At 74.5% G+C, this 16,576-nt stretch carries 12 protein-coding genes; 3 read left to right on the top strand and 9 right to left on the bottom strand.

Annotated features, from left to right (window positions below; translation table 11 throughout):
* Nucleotides 1–1,518, top strand: a complete 1,518-nt coding sequence (locus tag OG294_RS06630; RefSeq protein ID WP_327071460.1) for an MFS transporter — start codon at nucleotides 1–3, stop codon at nucleotides 1,516–1,518.
* 51 nt (nucleotides 1,519–1,569) lie between these two features.
* On the opposite strand, the gene OG294_RS06635 is transcribed toward OG294_RS06630, so the two are convergent.
* From OG294_RS06635 to OG294_RS06665, 7 genes are all read right to left on the bottom strand, one after another.
* Entirely contained in the window at nucleotides 1,570–4,050 is a 2,481-nt protein-coding gene (locus OG294_RS06635) for a SpoIIE family protein phosphatase (RefSeq protein ID WP_327065478.1), read from the bottom strand.
* 64 nt (nucleotides 4,051–4,114) lie between these two features.
* The gene (locus tag OG294_RS06640; RefSeq protein ID WP_327065479.1) at nucleotides 4,115–4,792 is read right to left on the bottom strand and encodes a TetR/AcrR family transcriptional regulator; all 678 of its coding nucleotides are present in this window, start codon (nucleotides 4,790–4,792) and stop codon (nucleotides 4,115–4,117) included.
* 166 nt (nucleotides 4,793–4,958) lie between these two features.
* Nucleotides 4,959–6,527 carry an AMP-binding protein gene (locus OG294_RS06645; RefSeq protein WP_327065480.1) on the bottom strand — a complete coding sequence of 523 codons (1,569 nt, stop codon included), beginning with the start codon at nucleotides 6,525–6,527 and terminating at the stop codon, nucleotides 4,959–4,961.
* Nucleotides 6,528–6,621: 94 nt separating this feature from the next.
* The gene (locus OG294_RS06650) at nucleotides 6,622–7,803 is read right to left on the bottom strand and encodes an acyl-CoA dehydrogenase family protein (RefSeq protein ID WP_327065481.1); all 1,182 of its coding nucleotides are present in this window, start codon (nucleotides 7,801–7,803) and stop codon (nucleotides 6,622–6,624) included.
* Nucleotides 7,804–7,818: 15 nt separating this feature from the next.
* Nucleotides 7,819–9,831 (bottom strand): ATP-binding protein, encoded by a 2,013-nt coding sequence (locus OG294_RS06655; protein WP_327071461.1) that lies wholly within the window; start codon nucleotides 9,829–9,831, stop codon nucleotides 7,819–7,821.
* Nucleotides 9,832–9,888: 57 nt separating this feature from the next.
* Complete coding sequence (locus tag OG294_RS06660; RefSeq protein WP_327065482.1) at nucleotides 9,889–11,487, bottom strand: acyl-CoA carboxylase subunit beta; 1,599 nt, start codon at nucleotides 11,485–11,487, stop codon at nucleotides 9,889–9,891.
* Nucleotides 11,484–13,232, bottom strand: a complete 1,749-nt coding sequence (locus OG294_RS06665) for an acyclic terpene utilization AtuA family protein (protein WP_327065483.1) — start codon at nucleotides 13,230–13,232, stop codon at nucleotides 11,484–11,486. The genes OG294_RS06660 and OG294_RS06665 overlap by 4 nt, the downstream gene beginning before the upstream one ends.
* Nucleotides 13,233–13,367: 135 nt before the next feature.
* On the opposite strand from OG294_RS06665, the gene OG294_RS06670 reads away from it, so the two are divergent.
* Nucleotides 13,368–13,937, top strand: a complete 570-nt coding sequence (locus OG294_RS06670) for an AAA family ATPase (protein ID WP_327065484.1) — start codon at nucleotides 13,368–13,370, stop codon at nucleotides 13,935–13,937.
* A 31-nt stretch (nucleotides 13,938–13,968) separates the two neighbouring features.
* On the opposite strand, the gene OG294_RS06675 is transcribed toward OG294_RS06670, so the two are convergent.
* A complete protein-coding gene (locus OG294_RS06675; RefSeq protein WP_327065485.1) occupies nucleotides 13,969–14,664 on the bottom strand; it encodes a Clp protease N-terminal domain-containing protein in 696 nt (231 codons plus the stop codon).
* A gap of 309 nt (nucleotides 14,665–14,973) precedes the next feature.
* On the opposite strand from OG294_RS06675, the gene OG294_RS06680 reads away from it, so the two are divergent.
* Nucleotides 14,974–15,552 carry a hypothetical protein gene (locus OG294_RS06680; RefSeq protein ID WP_327065486.1) on the top strand — a complete coding sequence of 193 codons (579 nt, stop codon included), beginning with the start codon at nucleotides 14,974–14,976 and terminating at the stop codon, nucleotides 15,550–15,552.
* 98 nt (nucleotides 15,553–15,650) lie between these two features.
* Here the strand turns inward: OG294_RS06680 and OG294_RS06685 are convergent, their stop codons facing one another.
* Nucleotides 15,651–16,556 carry a Gfo/Idh/MocA family protein gene (locus OG294_RS06685; protein ID WP_327065487.1) on the bottom strand — a complete coding sequence of 302 codons (906 nt, stop codon included), beginning with the start codon at nucleotides 16,554–16,556 and terminating at the stop codon, nucleotides 15,651–15,653.
* Nucleotides 16,557–16,576: the final 20 nt, after the last annotated feature.

The raw sequence follows: 16,576 nt of genomic DNA on the forward strand, positions 1-16,576 counted from the left end.
ATGTCCACCACCTCCACCACCCTCGGAACCGGTGGCACCGGTGACCGCCGGCGCTGGTCGGGCCTGGCCGTCCTGGTCCTGGGCGTGCTGCTGGTCGTCGTCGACGCCACCGTGCTGGTGCTGGCGATCCCCTCGATCACCGAGACCCTGGCGCCCAGCTCCACCGCACTGCTGTGGATCGGCGACAGCTACTCCTTCGTGCTGGCGGGTCTGCTGGTCAGCATGGGCGCGCTCAGCGACCGGATCGGGCGCAAGCGGCTGCTGCTGATCGGCACCGCCGCCTTCGGCGCGGCCTCGCTGCTGGCCGCCTACGCGCCCGGCCCCGGCTGGCTGATCGCCGCCCGGGCGCTGCTGGGCGTGGCCGGGGCGACCATCATGCCCTCCACGCTGTCGCTGATCCGCGCGCTGTTCCCCGAGGCCCGCGAGCGGGCCAGGGCGATCGGCATCTGGGGCGCGGCCGCCACCGCCGGCGCCGCGGCCGGGCCGCTGGTCGGCGGGGTGCTGCTGGAGCACTTCTGGTGGGGCTCGGTCTTCCTGCTGAACCTGCCCGTCGTGGCGCTCCTGCTGGTGCTGGGGGGCTGGCTGCTGCCGGAGTCCAAGGACCCGCGACCGGGCCGGCTGGACCTGCTCAGCGTGCTCTGCTCGATGACCGGCCTGATCGCGCTGGTCTACGCGATCACCGAGGCCGCCGCCCACGGCGTGGCCCGGTGGCAGGTGCCGGTCGCGGCCGTGCTGGGCGTGCTCGGGCTCTGGCTCTTCGTGCGCCGGCAGCTGCGGCTGGCCGACCCGCTGCTGGACGTGCGGCTGTTCGCCGACCGCCGGTTCACCGCCGCCGTGCTGGGGGCGCTGATCGCGGTCTTCGGGCTGGCCGGCGTGGTCTTCTTCATGTCGCAGTACCTCCAGCTGGTACGGGGGCTCTCGCCGCTGACGGCCGGGCTGGCCGAGCTGCCCGCCTTCGCCGGTGCGGCTGCCGCCTCGATCCTGACCGCCCGGCTGACCCGCTCGGCCGGGCCCAGGGCGGCGCTGGTCGGCGGCATGGCGCTGCTGGGACTGGCGCTGGGCGCCCTGGGGCTGCTGCGCCAGGACACCTCGTTCCTGCTGCTGGCCGTGGTCTTCCTCGCGGTCGGCGCGGCCGAGGGCCTGGTGTACACGCTCTCCGCCGACCTGGTGCTGAGCGCTGCGCCGCCGGCCAGGTCCGGGGCGGCCTCCGCGGTCTCGGAGACTGCCTACGAGCTGGGCACGGCGCTGGGGATCGCGCTGTTCGGCTCGGTGCTCACCGCCGTCTACCGCGGCGGCGGCACCCCGCCCGGGGTGGATGCGGAGACGGCCGCCAGGGCCCACGAGTCGCTGGGCTCGGCGGTGGCGGCGGCCCAGCACCTGCCGGGCGAGGCCGGACAGGCGCTGGTGGGCATGGCGCAGGAGGCGTTCGTGCGGGGCATCGGCCTGGCGGCGGTGCTCGCCGCGGTGCTGGTGCTGCTGGGCGCCGGCCTGGCCTGGCGGCTGCTGCGCCGGGTCTGACGGGCCCCGGCCGGACGCGCCGCCCGGTGGCGAACCGGGCGGCGCGGCCCGTCAGCTGCCGAGCGGCAGCTCCAGCTCCGCCCAGACCACCTTGCCGCTGCGGGTCGGCCGGCTGCCCCAGCGCTGGGCCAGCTCGTTGACCAGGTGCATACCGCGCCCGCCCTCGTCCTGCGAGCCCGAGGGGCGCAGCCGCGGGGCCTGGCGCCCGGAGTCGGCCACCTCCAGGGTGAGCATCCGGTCCCGGAACAGCCGCAGCCGCTGCGGTTCCTGGGCGTGCACCAGGGCGTTCGTGACCAGCTCGCTGACCAGCAGTTCGGCGGAGTCGGCGAGCGGGGCCAAGCCCCAGTCGGCGAGCGTGGAACGGGTGAAGCGGCGGGCCCGCGCGGGCATCGGGCCCTGGCCGGTGAGCTGCAGGGTGGCCATCCGGTCACTGGGCACCGGCAGCGCCCTGGCCATGATCATCGCCACGTCGTCCTCGCTGTCGCCGCGCACCAGTGCGGAGACCACCGCGTCGCAGTGCGCCTCCAGGGTGCGGCCCCGGGCGGCGAGGGTGGCGCACAGCTCGTTGATGCCCCGGTCGATGTCCTCGCCGCGGCGCTCCACCAGGCCGTCGGTGAAGAGGGTCAGCACGCTGCCCTCGGGCAGCGTGAACTCGACGTTCTCGAAGGAGACCCCGCCCACCCCCAGCGGCACCCCCGGCGGCACGTCCAGTACCCGGGCCACGCCGTCCGTGCCCATCACCACCGGGGGCAGGTGGCCGGCGCTGGCCACCGTGCAGCTGCGGTCCACCGGGTCGTAGACCGCGCAGACGCAGGTGGCGAACTGGCCCTCGCCGATGCCGGTGGCGGTCTCGTCCAGGCGGGCGAGCACCTGGGCCGGCGGCATGTCCAGGGTGGCCAGGGTGCGGGCCACCGTGCGCAGCTGACCCATCGTCGCCGCCGCCCTGATCCCATGGCCCATCACGTCGCCGACCACCAGCGCCACCCGGCCGCAGGAGAGCGGCACCACGTCGAACCAGTCGCCGCCGACCTCGCTGACCACGCTGCTGGGCAGGTAGCGGTAGGCGATCTCCAGGCCCAGGGTGCGGTGGATCTCCTGCGGCAGCAGGCTGCGCTGCAGGGTCAGCGCGGTGTCGCGCTCGCGGCGGTAGAGGCGGGCGTTGTCGATGCAGACGGCGGTGCGGGCCACCAGCTCCTCGGCCAGTGCCACGTCCGCCTCGCTGAACGACTCGGGGTTGCGGGTGCGGACGAACTCCGCGCCGCCGAGCACCATGCCGCGGGCCAGCAGCGGAACCAGCAGGTAGGAGTGGATGCCGGCCGCCAGGCCCGGCTCCACCCGTTCCTCGCGCGGGGCGATCCGGCGCAGCGCCGCCTCGTCCACCTCGGCCACCACCATCGGGCGGCCGCTGCGCAGGCTCTTGGTGTAGATCCGGCTGGAGTCGTAGGCGGTGGTCTCGCCGACCGCGTCGGCCACGTTGGTCAGCCCCGCCCCGTACGCCTCGCCGGAGGCCACCGCGCGCAGCAGCACGCCCTGGTCGGGGGCGAGCAGGCCGGGCTCCTCCCCCTGCAGGATCGGGTCGAGCAGGTCGACGGTGGCGAAGTCGGCGAACCTGGGGACCACCGCGGAGACCAGTTCCTCCGCGGTGCGCTGCATGTCCAGGGTGGTGCCGATCCGGGCACTGGCCTCGGCGAGCAGGGTCAGCCGCTCCTGGGCGCGGGCGGCGCGGGCCTCGGCCTGGAAGCGCTCGGTCACGTCGATGAGCGAGGAGCTGACGCCGAGCACCCGGCCCGAGGCGTCGGCGAGCCGGAAGTAGGAGGCCGACCAGGCGTGGTCGTTGCCCGGTGCGCCGGGTGTGCGGCCGTGCGAGCGGGCGTCGATCACCGGCTCGCCGGTGGCGAGCACCTCGCGCATCACGCCCTCGATCTCGGTGGTGTTGATCCCGGGCAGCACCTCGTCGATCCGCTTGCTCAGGTGGGCCGCCACTGGCAGGCCGTTCATCGCGGCCAGCGCCGGGTTGATCCGCACGTAGCGCAGCTCGGTGTCGTAGACCGCCATGCCGATCGGCGACTGGGTGAAGAAGCCGTCCAGGACCGCGAGATTGGCCTCCACCTGCTGGATGGCGCGCACGTCGGAGCCGGTGGCCAGGACCAGCGGGCGGCCGCCCGGTCCGGTGATGCCGTAGGTGCGGAAGTCCAGCTCGACCTCGTGGCCGTCCTTGTGCCGCACCGGGAAGATCCCCGACCAGCGGCGGCCGGCCAGGATGTTCTCGTACAGGTCCAGCACCTCGGGGCGGTGCTGGGAGGTGGTCAGCAGCGGGGCGGCGAAGTGCCCGACGATCTCCTCGGCCCGCCAGCCGAGCAGCCGCTCGGCGTCCTCGCTCCAGTGCAGGACCAGGCCGTCGGCGTCCAGCAGGGCGGTGGCCAGCGGAACCAGGCGGTGGCCGTCCAGGGCCGCCGGGACGATCCCGGACACGCCGGAGCCGCCGGGCTGCGCGCCCCCTTCGGGCGGGGGGCCGGTCTGAGGTGCGTGCACTGTTCCAGACTGCCCGCTGATCAGCGGGGCGGCGACCGGTGGTGGGCCTGGGCTTGGCGTTGCGTCAGGCGTCCGGCTGCGCGGCGGGCGACGCGCCGTCAGCCGGCCGCTGCCCGGGGACGGCCCGATCGAGCGCGGCCTGGTCCAGCGCCGCCTGCAGCATCCGGGTCCACTGGCGCACCACGCCGGTGCGCCGGGCGGTGTCGTCGGTGAGCAGGTTGGCCAGGCCCAGGCCGCGGGCCAGGTCAAGGGTGGCCTGGACCGACTCGCGCACGCCCTGCGCGCTCCCGTCCACCCCGAGCGAGTCCAGCGCGGCCCGGTGGGACTCGCGACCGACCCGGTTCTCCAGGGCGATGATCCGCTCGCGCAGCGGCTGCTCGGTCGCCGCGGCCACCCACAGGTGCAGGGCCGCACGGAAGAGCGGCCCGGTGTAGAGGCGGACCAGCAGGTCCACCACGGCCTCGGTCCTGGCCGGCCCCGGCGGCGGCAGCTCGCCGGTGCCGGCCCGGACGGCGGCCAGCCGCTCGGCGGTCACGTGTTCGACGGCGGCGGTGAAGAGGTCCTCGCGGGTCGGGAAGTGGTGCTGGGCGGCGCCGCGGGTCACCCCGGCGCGTTCGGCCACCACGGTGACGGTGCTGCCGTTCCAGCCGCGCTCGGCCAGACAGTCCACGGCCGCCTCCAGCAGTCGGCGGCGGGTGGCGCGGCTGCGGTCCTGCTGCGGGGTGCGGGCAGCGGTGGTCATGGCGGTGCACTCCGGGCGGGGTGTGAGGGGGTCCTGGGTGGCCCCGGATGGGGGGACCAAGCGGGCCCCGGGGTGGGGTGGCGGGGTGGTCCCCGGGGAGGGCGGTCCCCGGCCCCGCATCCTCCCATCCTCCCAGACGGGCCCGGGGCCGAGGACTGATCCCAGGTCAGCGGCCGCGCAGCTCCCGGCGCAGGATCTTGCCGCTGGCGGACTTCGGCACCGCGTCCAGGAAGCCGACCGCGCGGACCTTCTTGTACGGCGCGACCCGGGCGGCGACGAACTCCATCACCTCGGGCCCGGTCAGCTCGCTGCCCGGCGCCCGCACCACGAACGCCTTCGGCCGCTCGGTGCCGTCCTCATCGGTGACCCCGACCACGGCGGCGTCCGCTATCCCCGGGTGGGTCAGCAGCAGCGCCTCCAGCTCGGCGGGCGCCACCTGGTAGCCCTTGTACTTGATCAGCTCCTTGACCCGGTCGACGATGAACAGGTAGCCGCGCTCGTCGACGTAGCCGACGTCGCCGGTGTGCAGCCAGCCGTCCGGGTCGATCATCGTGTCGGTGTCGGCGGGGCGGCCCAGGTAGCCCTTCATCACCTGCGGGCCGCGGATCAGGATCTCGCCCTGCTCGCCGGCCCCGAGGTCCTCCCCGCCGCCGTCCAGCGAGCGCACCCGCAGCTCGGTGGCGGCCACCAGCTTGCCGACCGAGCCGGGGGCCGGATCGGGGTCGCTGAGCGGGACGAGGTGGGTGGCGGGCGAGAGCTCGGTCATCCCGTAGCCCTGCTGGACCGTGGCGAGGCCGAGCCGGTCGGCGCAGGCCGCCGCGAGGTCGGCGTCGAGCGGGGCCGCGGCGCTGCGCACGTAGCGGATCGAGGAGAGGTCGAACTCGTCGACCAGCGGGTGCTTGGCCAGCGCCAGCACGATCGGCGGGGCCACCACCAGCCCCTCGATACGGTGGTCCTGGATGGTGCGCAGGAACTGGGCCAGGTCGAAGCGGGGCAGCACCACCACGGTGGCGCCGACCTGGAGCGGGCGATGCAGAAGGATGACCAATCCGTAGATATGAAAGAAGGGCAGCACGGCGATCAGCCGCTCGCCGACCACGCCAGGCTCGACGGCGTCGATCTGGGCGAGGTTGGTGGCGATCGAGCGGTGGGTGAGCATCACGCCCTTGGGCAGGCCGGTGGTGCCGCTGGAGTAGGGCAGGGCGGCGAGGTCGGTGCCCGGATCGATGGCGACCTGCGGCTCGGGGGCGGTGGAGGCCCGCAGGTCGGCCAGGGTGCGGTAGCCGGCCGGGCCGCCCTGGTCGAGCAGGAAGATCTCGCGCACTCCCTTGCCGCCGTCGGTCGCCGCCAGCGACACCGGCAGCAGCGCCGAGCAGGTGATGATCCAGCCGGCGCCGCTGTCGCGCAGCTGGCCGGCCAGCTCCTCGGGGGTGGCGAGGGAGGAGACCGTGGTGACGACGGCGCCCGCCCGGCCGGCCGCGTACACGGCGACGGGGTAGGCGATCGAGTTGGGGCTGTGCAGCGCCACCACGTCCCCCTTGGCCACCCCCGCCTCGGCCAGCCCGGCGGCCACCCGGCCGACGGCGGCGCCGAGTTCGGTGTAGCTCAGGGTCTCGCCGGTCACGCCGTCGACCAGGGCGGGGGCGTCGCCGTAGCGGGCGGCGCCGGCCAGCACCACGTCGTGGAGCGGCTGGTCGACGACGGGGACGTCGGGGTACTCGCTGCGGAACGCCATGGGGACTCCTGCGGATCGGCGACTCACGGCCGGGTGGTGGCCGTGCCGGAGGTGCTACCCGGGTGCCGGGGCGCGCACGCCCCGGCGTGACCACTCAGTAGGAGCGCGGCAGGCCGAGGGTGTGCTGGGCCACGTAGTTGAGGATCATCTCGCGGCTGACCGGGGCCACCCGGCCGACCCGGGTGGCGGCGAGCAGCGCGGCCAGGCCGTACTCCTGGGTCAGGCCGTTGCCGCCCAGCGTCTGCACGGCCTGGTCGACGGTGCGGGTGGCCGCCTCGCCGGAGGCGTACTTGGCCATGTTGGCGGCCTCCCCCGCCGCGGCGTCGTCGCCCGCGTCGTACAGGTGGGCGGCCTTGCGCATCATCAGCCGGGCCAGCTCGACCTCGATGGCGCACTGCGCCAGCGGGTGGGCCAGGCCCTGGTGGGCGCCGATCGGCGTGTCCCAGACGGTACGGCCCTTGGCGTACTCCACGGCGGTGTTCAGCGCCTGGCGGGCCACCCCGAGCGAGAAGGCGGCGGTCATGATCCGCTCGGGGTTGAGCCCGGCGAACAGCTGCTGCAGACCGGCGTTCTCCTCGCCCACCAGGGCATCGGCGGGCAGCCGGACGTCGTCCAGGAAGACCTGGAACTGGCGCTCGGGGGAGACGAGTTCCATCGGGATCGGCCGGTACTCGAAACCCGGGGTCCGGCGCGGCACGATGAACAGCGCGGGCTTGAGCTTGCCGGTGCGCGCGTCCTCGGTGCGGCCGACCACCAGCACCGCGTCCGAGCCGTCGATGCCGGAGATGAAGACCTTGCGGCCGTTCAGCACCCAGTCGCCGCCGTCGCGCTTGGCCACCGTGGAGAGCTTGTGCGAGTTGGAGCCCGCGTCCGGCTCGGTGATGGCGAAGGCCATCCGGCGGCTGCCGTCGGCCAGGCCCGGCAGCCAGGCGCGCTTCTGCTCCTCGGTGCCGAACCGGGCCAGGATGGTGCCGCAGATCGCCGGGGAGACCACCAGCATCAGCAGCGGGCAGCCGACCGTGCCCAACTCCTCCAGGACGATCGCCAGTTCGTAGACGCCGGCGCCGCCACCACCGTACTCCTCCGGCAGGTTGACCCCGAGGAAGCCCAACTTTCCTGCATCCGACCAGAGTTCGTCGGTGTGCTCACCGGCCCGCGCCTTGGCGAGGAAGTAGCCGGAACCGTAGCGGCGGCCCAGGTCGCCGACCGCGCGGCGCAGCGCGATCCGCTCGGGGGTCTCGATCAGCGGGCTCTCGGAAGTACTCGGTGCGGACATGCGGGGTCCTCCGGTCTACTGGATCACGGAACTGGCGGGCGCGGTGGGCCCGGTGGGGCCGTCGGAATCGGCGGGGTCGGCGCAGTCGGCGGGCCGGACGGGTTCGACGACGGCCAGCACCGCGCCGAGCTCGACCTGCTGCCCGGCCAGGGCGCGCAGTTCGGTCACCGTGCCGTCCACCGGCGCGGTGACCTGGTGTTCCATCTTCATCGCCTCCAGCCAGAGCAGCGGCTGGCCGGCCGCCACCCGCTCGCCGACCTCGGCGCCCAGCCGGATCACCGTGCCGGGCATCGGGGCGAGCAGCGCACCCGGAGTCGGTGCCACCACGGGTTCGGCGAAGCGCGGAAGGGCGGTGAGGGTGACGGAGGCCGCCGGCGTGTCGACCTCGATCACGTCGCCGTAGCGGGCGATCCCGAAGGTGCGGCGCACGCCGTCGACCTCCAGCACGACCTGCTCGGTGGTCGCGTCGAGCAGCCGCACGCCCGGGTGCTCCTCGGCCAGCAGGCCGTCCCTGGTCCGGCGGTAGCCGACCGTCAACTCCTGCCCGTCCGCGGCGCGATAGCGCCTGACCTGGGGCTGGGAGGGCAGATTGCGCCAGCCGGCGGGCAGCGGGCCGGGGTGGGCGGCGGCCTGGGCGAGCGCGGCGGCCAGGGCGGCCAGCGGCAGCTCGCGCTTGTCAGCGGCGGGCAGCAGGTCCGCCGCGTGCTCGGTGAGGAAGGCGGTGTGCAACTCCCCCGCCAGGAAGGCGGGATGGCGCAGCACGTGGACCAGCAGCGCACGGTTGGTGGTCAGGCCGTGGATCCGGGCCCGGAGCAGCGCGTCGGCCAGCCGGCGCGCGGCAGCGGCCCTGGTGGGCGCCCAGGCGATCACCTTGGCGAGCATCGCGTCGTACCGCACCCCGACCGCACTGCCGTTCACCACGCCGGAGTCGATCCGCAGGCCACTGTGCCGCTCGGTGCCGGCCACGGGGTGCTCGGCGGGGAACTCGATCCGGTGCAGGGTGCCGCTCTGCGGCTGCCAGCCGGCCGCCGGATCCTCGGCGTAGAGCCGGGCCTCGATCGCGTGGCCGCGCGCGGCGGGCGGCTCGGCGGGCAGCGCCTGCCCCTCCGCCACGGCCAGTTGCAGGGCCACCAGGTCCAGGCCGGTGACGCACTCGGTGACCGGATGCTCCACCTGGAGGCGGGTGTTCATCTCCAGGAAGAAGAACCGGCCGTCCGGGGCGAGCAGGAACTCGACCGTCCCGGCGCCGGTGTAGTCGATCGCGCGCGCGGCCGATTCTGCCGCCGCGGCCAACTCGGCGCGCAGCGCCGGTGGCAGGCCCGGCGCCGGGGTCTCCTCCAGCACCTTCTGGTGCCGGCGCTGCACCGAGCAGTCGCGCTCGCCCAGCGCCCAGACGGTGCCGTGCGCGTCGGCCAGCAACTGCACCTCGACGTGCCGGCCGCTGGGCAGGTACGGCTCCAGGAAGACCTCGCCGTCACCGAAGGCCGCCGCCGCCTCCACCGAGGCCGCGGCCAGCTCGCCTGCCAGGTCGGCCAGTCGGCGCACCACCCGCATGCCGCGACCGCCGCCGCCCGCCGCCGCCTTGACCAGCAGCGGCAGATCGGCCGCGGTGGCCGCCTCGGGCTCCACGGGTTCGAGGACCGGCACCCCGGCTGCGGCCATCAGGCGCTTGGCCGCGCTCTTGGAGCCCATCGCGGCCATCGCCTCGGGGCTCGGACCGACCCAGGCCAGCCCCGCCGCCAGCACCGCGCGGGCGAAGGCCGGATCCTCGGAGAGGAACCCGTACCCCGGGTGCACCGCGTCCGCGCCCGCCGCGAGGGCGGCCTGCACCAGCAGGTCGGCGCGCAGGTAGGTGTCGGCGGGGGCGGCTCCGGGCAGCCGGACGGCGCTGTCCGCCTCCAGGACGTGCGGCGCCCCCTCGTCCGGGTCCGCGTACACCGCCACGGTGGCGATGCCGAGTTCGCGGCAGCTGCGGAAGATCCGGCGGGCGATCTCACCGCGGTTGGCGACGAGCAGGCTGGTGATCATCTGACGGTCCTTCACTTCTTCGCGCACGCCCTGCACATCCCTCACGCCGTCACACCCTCACATCCGGAAGACGCCATAGCCGCGCGCCCCCTCGACCGGTGCGCTGTGGATCGCGGACAGGCACAGCCCGAGCACCGTGCGGGTGTCGCGCGGGTCGATCACCCCGTCGTCGTAGAGCCGTCCGGAGAGGAAGGCCGGCAGCGACTCCGCCTCGATCTGCTGCTCGACCATGGCGCGGATCGCGGCGTCCGCGTCCTCGTCGTAGGGCTGGCCCTTGGCGGCGGCCGACTGGCGGGCCACGATCGAGAGCACGCCCGCCAGTTGGGCCGGTCCCATCACCGCGGACTTGGCGCTGGGCCAGGCGAACAGGAAGCGCGGGTCGTAGGCCCGCCCGCACATGCCGTAGTGGCCGGCCCCGTAGGAGGCGCCGAGCAGGACGGACAGGTGCGGGACGGTGCTGTTGGCCACCGCGTTGATCATCATCGCGCCGTGCTTGATGATGCCGCCCTGCTCGTACTCCTTGCCGACCATGTAGCCGGTGGTGTTGTGCAGGAAGAGCAGCGGGATGTCCCGCTGGTTGGCCAACTGGATGAACTGGGCGGCCTTCTGGGACTCCGCGCTGAACAGCACGCCCTGCGCGTTGGCCAGGAAGCCCACCGGGTGGCCGAACAGCGTGGCCCAGCCGGCGGCCAGGCTCGACCCGTAGAGCGGCTTGAACTCGTCGAAGTCGGAGCCGTCGACGATCCGGGCGATCACCTCGCGCGGGTCGAAGGGGACCTTGAGGTCGCTCGGCACGATGCCGAGCAGCTCCTCCTCGTCGTAGACCGGCGGCCGGGCGGCCGGATCGAGCGCCGCTCCGGCCTTGCGCCAGTGCAGCCGGTGCACGATCCGGCGGGCCAGCCGCAGCGCGTCGGGCTCGTCCACGGCGAACTGGTCGGCCAGACCCGAGACCCGGGCGTGCATCTCGGCGCCGCCGAGCGACTCGTCGTCGGCCTCCTCGCCGGTGGCCATCTTGACCAGCGGCGGACCGCCGAGGAAGACCTTGGCCCGCCCCTTGACCAGCACGGTGTGGTCGGACATGCCCGGCACGTAGGCACCACCGGCGGTGGAGTTGCCGAAGACCACCGCGACGGTGGGGATCCCGGCGGCGGAGAGCCGGGTGAGGTCACGGAAGAGCGCGCCGCCCGGGATGAAGATCTCCTTCTGGCTGGGCAGGTCGGCGCCGCCCGACTCGACCAGGTTGATCAGCGGCAGGCGGTTGCGCAGCGCGATCTCGTTGGCCCGCAGCGCCTTGCGCAGGGTCCACGGATTGCTCGCCCCGCCGCGCACCGTCGGGTCGTTGGCGGTGATCACGCACTCGGTGCCCTCGACCGTGCCGATGCCGGTGACCAGCCCGGCGCCGACCGGGTAGTCGCTGCCCCAGGCGGCCAGCGGGGAGAGCTCCAGGAACGGCGAGTCCGGGTCGAGCAGCAGCTCGATCCGCTCACGGGCGAGCAGCTTGCCACGCGCGCGGTGGCGTTCGACGTACTTGGGACCCCCGCCGGCCAGCGCCTTGGCGTGTTCGGCGTCGAGCCCGGCGAGTTTGGCGAGCATCGCCTCGCGGTGGGCGAGGTGGTCCGCCGACCCCGGGTCGAGCCGGGTGGCGAGCACGGTCACAGCAGGACCTCCGGGATGTCGAGGGTGCGGGAGCGCAGCCACTCCCCCAGTGCCTTGGCCTGCGGGTCGAACCGCTCCTGGGCGCCCACGCCCCGGCCGAGCAGGCCGGTGACGACGAAGTTGACGGCACGCAGGTTGGGCAGCAGGTGGCGGGTGACCGTCAGCTCGGCGGTCTCGGGCAGCAGCTCCTTGAGCCGATGGACCGTCAGTTCGTGGGCGAGCCAGCGCCAGGCCTGCTCGGTGCGGACCCAGACGCCGAGATTGGCATCGCCGCCCTTGTCGCCGCTGCGGGCCCCGGCGACCAGGCCCAGCGGGACGCGGCGGGTGGGGCCCGCCGGGAGCGGGTCGGGGAGGTCGGGCTCCCCGGCGGGCCGAGCCGGCACGGGGGCGGTGACCACGGCCGGCGGGATCGCGCGGCGGGTGCCGTCGGGCAGCACGGCCCAGTGCTCCACCAGCGTGGCGTCCAGGTGCACGGCCTCGAAGACCCCGTACGGCGCCCCCGGCCCCGGCGGCGCCGTCAGGTGGAAGCCCGGGTAGCCGGCCAGGCCGAGTTCGACGGCCGCCGCGCCGACCGCGCGCCCGACCCTGGCCTGGTCCCGATCCCGCACCGTGAGCTGGAGCAGCGCACTGGCCTGCTGCTCGGTCGCGGCGTCGGGCCGGTCGGTGCGGGCCAGGGTCCAGCGCAGCTCGGCCGGGCGGCTCCCCGCCTCGTCGAGCGCCTGCTCCAGCTGGGCGCGGACCAGGGCCGCCTTGGCCTCGATGTCGAGCCCGGTGAGGACGAAGACCACCTCGTTGCGCCAGCCGCCGAGCCGGTTCAGGCCGACCTTGAGGGTGGGCGGCGGTGCTTCGCCGCGCACTGCGCTGATCCGCACCCGGTCCGGGCCCTGCTGCTCCAGGCGCACGGTGTCCAGCCGGGCCGTCACGTCCGGGCCGAGGTAGCGGGCTCCGGCGGTCTCGTAGAGGAGCTGGGCGGTGACCGTGCCGAGGGTGACCGCGCCGCCGGTGCCCGGGTGCTTGGTGATCACGCTGCTGCCGTCGGCGTGCAGCTCGGCGAGCGGGAAGCCCGGGCGGGTGACGTCGTGTTCGGTGAAGAAGGCGTAGTTCCCGCCGGTCGCCTGCGCGCCGCACTCCAGCACATGGCCCGCCACCACCGCACCGGCCAGCGCGTCCAGATCGGCCGGCCCCCAGCCGAAGTGCGCCGCGGCCGGGCCGGCCACCAGGGCGGCGTCCGTCACCCGGCCGGTGACGACCAGGTCGGCGCCCTCGCGCAGGCACTCGGCGATCCCGAAGGCGCCCAGGTAGGCGTTGGCCGCGAGCAGGCCGGCGGGCGTGGTGAACTCGCCCGCCCGGGACAGCAGATCGTCCCCGGCGACCTGGCCGACGCGCAGCGCGATGCCCTGCCGAGCGGCCAGTTCGGCGATGTTCTCGGCCAGTTGGGCCGGGTTCAGGCCGCCCGCGTTGACCACGATCCGCACCCCGCGGTCCACCGCCAGGCCCAGGCACTCCTCCAACTGGCGCAGGAACACCTTGGCGTAGCCGAGCTTCGGGTCCTTCAGCCGGTCGCGGGCCAGGATCAGCATGGTCAGCTCGGCCAGGTAGTCGCCGGTGAGGACGTCCAGCGGCCCGCCGGTGAGCATCTCGCGCACGGCGGAGAAGCGGTCGCCGTAGAAGCCGGAGGCGTTGCCGACGCGCAGCGGCGGGGGCGGGGTGGCGGGGGCGGTGGAGTCCGGTCCGGGGTGCGGCATGCGGGCGCCTTCTCGGTCGCGCGGGCGGGCGGTTGCGGGTGGCTCGGAGTTGATGGTGGGTCAGTGCGGAGAAAAAAGCAATCGTGCGTGCTTGTTTTTCTCCCGGCGGGCACGGCCGGGCTCTACGATCACCCCATGGTGACCGTACTCGTGAACGGTCTTCCCGGCGCCGGGAAGACCACGTTGGCCCGGGCTCTGGCACGGGAGTTGGGGCTGCCGCTGTTCAGCAAGGACGCGGTCAAGGAGAGTCTGGCCGACGCCCTCGGGGTGGCGCCCGCGCCCGGCGTCACCGCGCGGGAGTGGAGCAATGCGCTGGGGCGGGCCGCGGCGGAGACGCTGTGGACGCTGCTGGGGCAGGCGCCCGAGGGGGCCGTCCTGGAGAGCCCGTGGCTGAGCAGTCTGCGCGGGTTCGCGATCGCCGGGCTCGCCCGCGCAGGGGTGGACGAGGTCCAGGAGGTCTGGTGCGACGCCCCGTTGGCGGTCGCGCGGCAGCGCTTCGCGGAGCGGGCGGCGAGCAGGCATCCGGTGCACCTGGACGGCGACGGGCCGGCCTCCGAGGAGCGGTGGGCGCTGTGGAGCCGGACGGCCGAGCCGCTGGGCCTCGGTCCGGTGCACCGCGTCGACACGACCCGGCCGGTGGACGTGCCGCTGCTCGCCCGGCGGATCAGGGCGAGCAGCGAGGGGCGCCTGGAACACGCCTCGTGAGCAGTGAACGGGACGAGCCGGGAGCGGTCGGTCAGCCGCGGGCTTCGAGGCGCGCGATCCGCTCGACCAGTGGCGGCAGCTCGGCCTGGAGCTCGGCCCGCACGGTCTCCGTCACCGCCCGCAGCTGGTCGGCGGAGGGCTGCGGCTGGGGCTGCGTGGCCCGCAGGTGCACGTAGCCGGCCAGCGCCGCCACCACGGCGCGGCGGGTGAGCCGCTGCTCGGCGCCCAGCTCGCGCAGCAGGCCGCCGCCCGCACCGTCCGGCTCCGCGACCAGGCCCAGCAGCAGGTGCTCGCAGCCGATGTAGTTGTGGCCGAGCGCCAGCGCCTCGTTGACCGTCAACTCCAGGGCCGCCGCCGCGGCGGCGCTGAACCGCAGCGCGGACTCGGCCGCTTCGCCGGCTGCGGCGCCCTCCTCGCCGGGCTCGCCGCCCAGGTCGGTGCGGGCGAGGGTCTCGGTGAGCTGGGCGACGTTGATCTCCAGCGCACCGAGCACGTGGAGCGCGAGGTTGCCGCCCTCCGCGAGCACTCCGGCGAGCAGGTGCCCTGTCCCGACCACGGGTGCGTCCTCGGCGCGGGCCCGTTCGAGGGCGAGCTTGAGCGCGGTGCGGGCCCGGGCGGTGAACCGGGCGAACCGGGCGGTCGTGTCCAGGTCCGCCAGGCCCTCCAGGTCCTGGCCGGCCGACTCGCAGGGCGAGTGCGGGCAGGGATAACCCCTTGATACCCCCATCGGGGTCAGGTGGCAGTAACCCCATCGCCGGACCCGGGTTCGCCTTATGCGGGCTTCGAGGACGCTGGGAGATCCATGTGCGCGATGGCGCAACCATCGGGCGACGAGAGCGGACGAACAGGGACATAGCGCCCGGTTGTCCGCGCACGCGGCCACCCCGCGACCGCAGTGGGTGAGAGGAAGCTCCCAGCAAGGCCCAGGGTTCCTAAACCACGGTGCTGTTGAGTCGTTACTGCCGTTGGCGTCAAGCCCCCGCTGCGCCAACGGCACCCCTTCGCTTTTCCCGCACCGAATCAGGAGGCACCGGCCTTGTCCCGGACCACCATCCGCACCGTCGGCGCCGCCGCTCTGCTCGCCGCCGGACTGCTGCTGACCGGCTGCTCCTCGTCGTCGACCACGGCCTCGGCCGCCTCGGCCAAGCCGTCCGCCTCGGCCTCCGCCGACGGCAAGGGCTCGCAGGCGATGGCCGCGTACGCGTCCTGCCTGCAGCAGCACGGTGTCACCATGCCCACCGGGCGGCCCAGCGGTCACCCGAGCGGGCGTCCCAGCGGCGCCCCGGGCGGCGGTGGCGGCGGTGGCGGCTTCTACGGTGGCGGCGCTTCGGCCGACTCGACCCGCCAGGCCGCGATGCAGGCCTGCGCCTCGCTGCGCCCGCAGGGCGGCCAGGGGCGCGGCGGCGCCGGCGGCTTCAACAGCACCGCGATGCAGGCGTTCACCGGCTGCCTCAAGGACCACGGCGTCACCCTGCCGGCCACCGGCGGCCTGCGCGGTCTGAACACCGCCGACCCGGCGACGGCCGCCGCCTACAAGACCTGCGCGCCGCTGCTGCCCGCGAAGCCGTCCGGCGCCCCGGCCGACGGTGCCTCGGCCTCGCCGTCCGCCTCCTGAGGCACCCAGCAGCACCGACTCGCCCGCCGCACGGCCGTCCTGGCCGTACGGCGGGCGAGGTCGTTTCCCGGGCTGCGGGTCGTCCCCGGGCCGGCGGGTCAGGCCTGCTCGGCCACCCGCTGGACGATCTCCTCGCACAACGCGTGGGTCCGCAACGCGTCGTGGGCGTCGACGGTCCTCCCGGCCCGCACCGCCTCCAGGAAGGCCAGCACGATCTGCTCGATGCCGCGCTGCCGGGCCACCGGCACCCAGTCGCCGCGGCGGCGCACGGTCGGCTGGCCGCGGTGGTCGATCACCTCGGCGAGGTTGACCACGCTGCGCTTGCTGTCGGCGCCGGACACCTCCAGCACCTCCTCGGTCGAGCCGCTCACCCTGTTCATCACGCCCAGCGCGGTGAACCCGTCGCCGGCCAGGGTCAGCACCAGGTGTTCGAGCAGGCCGGCCCGGCTGCGCGAGCGGACGTCCACGTGCTCGATCTCACCGGGGACCAGGAAGCGCAGGGTGTCCACCACATGGATGAAGTCGTCCAGGACGAGCGTGCGCGCTGCCTCGGGCAGTCCCTCGCGGTTCTTCTGCAGGATGATCAGGTCGCGCGGCCGCTCCTTGGCCTGCACGTACCCGGGCGCGTAGCGTCGGTTGAAGCCCACCATCAGCGAGCGGCCGAGGCGGTCGGCGAGTTCGGTCAGCCGGCGCGACTCGGCCAGGTGGTAGTCGAGCGGCTTGTCCACGTAGACGTCGATGCCCGCGGTGAGCAGCCGTTCGGCGATGGCCGCGTGCGTGTCGGTGGCGGAGTGCAGGAAGGCGGCGCGCGGGCCGCTCCTGATCAGCTCGTCGAGATCGGTGTAGCGGGACTCGATCCGGTGGGCGTCGCCGATCCGGTCGAGCTTGGCCCGGTCACGGGTCATCAGCCGCAGGTCCAGGCCCGGCAGTGCGGTGAGCACCGGCAGGTAGGCCTTCTGGGCGATGTCGCCCAGGCCGATCACCGCGATGGGAAGGGCAGTCATGTTCTGGCTCCTCGGGACAC

This window comes from Kitasatospora sp. NBC_01302, from assembly GCF_035976515.1.
Taxonomy (GTDB): Bacteria; Actinomycetota; Actinomycetes; order Streptomycetales; family Streptomycetaceae; genus Kitasatospora.

Bases quoted from the DNA above. Each gene is read 5' to 3' on its own strand.
- OG294_RS06630 (WP_327071460.1), top strand. From the start codon at position 1: ATGTCCACCACCTCCACCACCCTCGGAACCGGTGGCACCGGTGACCGC.
- OG294_RS06640 (WP_327065479.1), bottom strand. From the start codon at position 4,792: ATGACCACCGCTGCCCGCACCCCGCAGCAGGACCGCAGCCGCGCCACC.
- OG294_RS06645 (WP_327065480.1), bottom strand. From the start codon at position 6,527: ATGGCGTTCCGCAGCGAGTACCCCGACGTCCCCGTCGTCGACCAGCCG.
- OG294_RS06650 (WP_327065481.1), bottom strand. From the start codon at position 7,803: ATGTCCGCACCGAGTACTTCCGAGAGCCCGCTGATCGAGACCCCCGAG.
- OG294_RS06655 (WP_327071461.1), bottom strand. From the start codon at position 9,831: ATGATCACCAGCCTGCTCGTCGCCAACCGCGGTGAGATCGCCCGCCGG.
- OG294_RS06665 (WP_327065483.1), bottom strand. From the start codon at position 13,232: ATGCCGCACCCCGGACCGGACTCCACCGCCCCCGCCACCCCGCCCCCG.
- OG294_RS06670 (WP_327065484.1), top strand. From the start codon at position 13,368: ATGGTGACCGTACTCGTGAACGGTCTTCCCGGCGCCGGGAAGACCACG.
- OG294_RS06675 (WP_327065485.1), bottom strand. From the start codon at position 14,664: ATGGGGGTATCAAGGGGTTATCCCTGCCCGCACTCGCCCTGCGAGTCG.
- OG294_RS06685 (WP_327065487.1), bottom strand. From the start codon at position 16,556: ATGACTGCCCTTCCCATCGCGGTGATCGGCCTGGGCGACATCGCCCAG.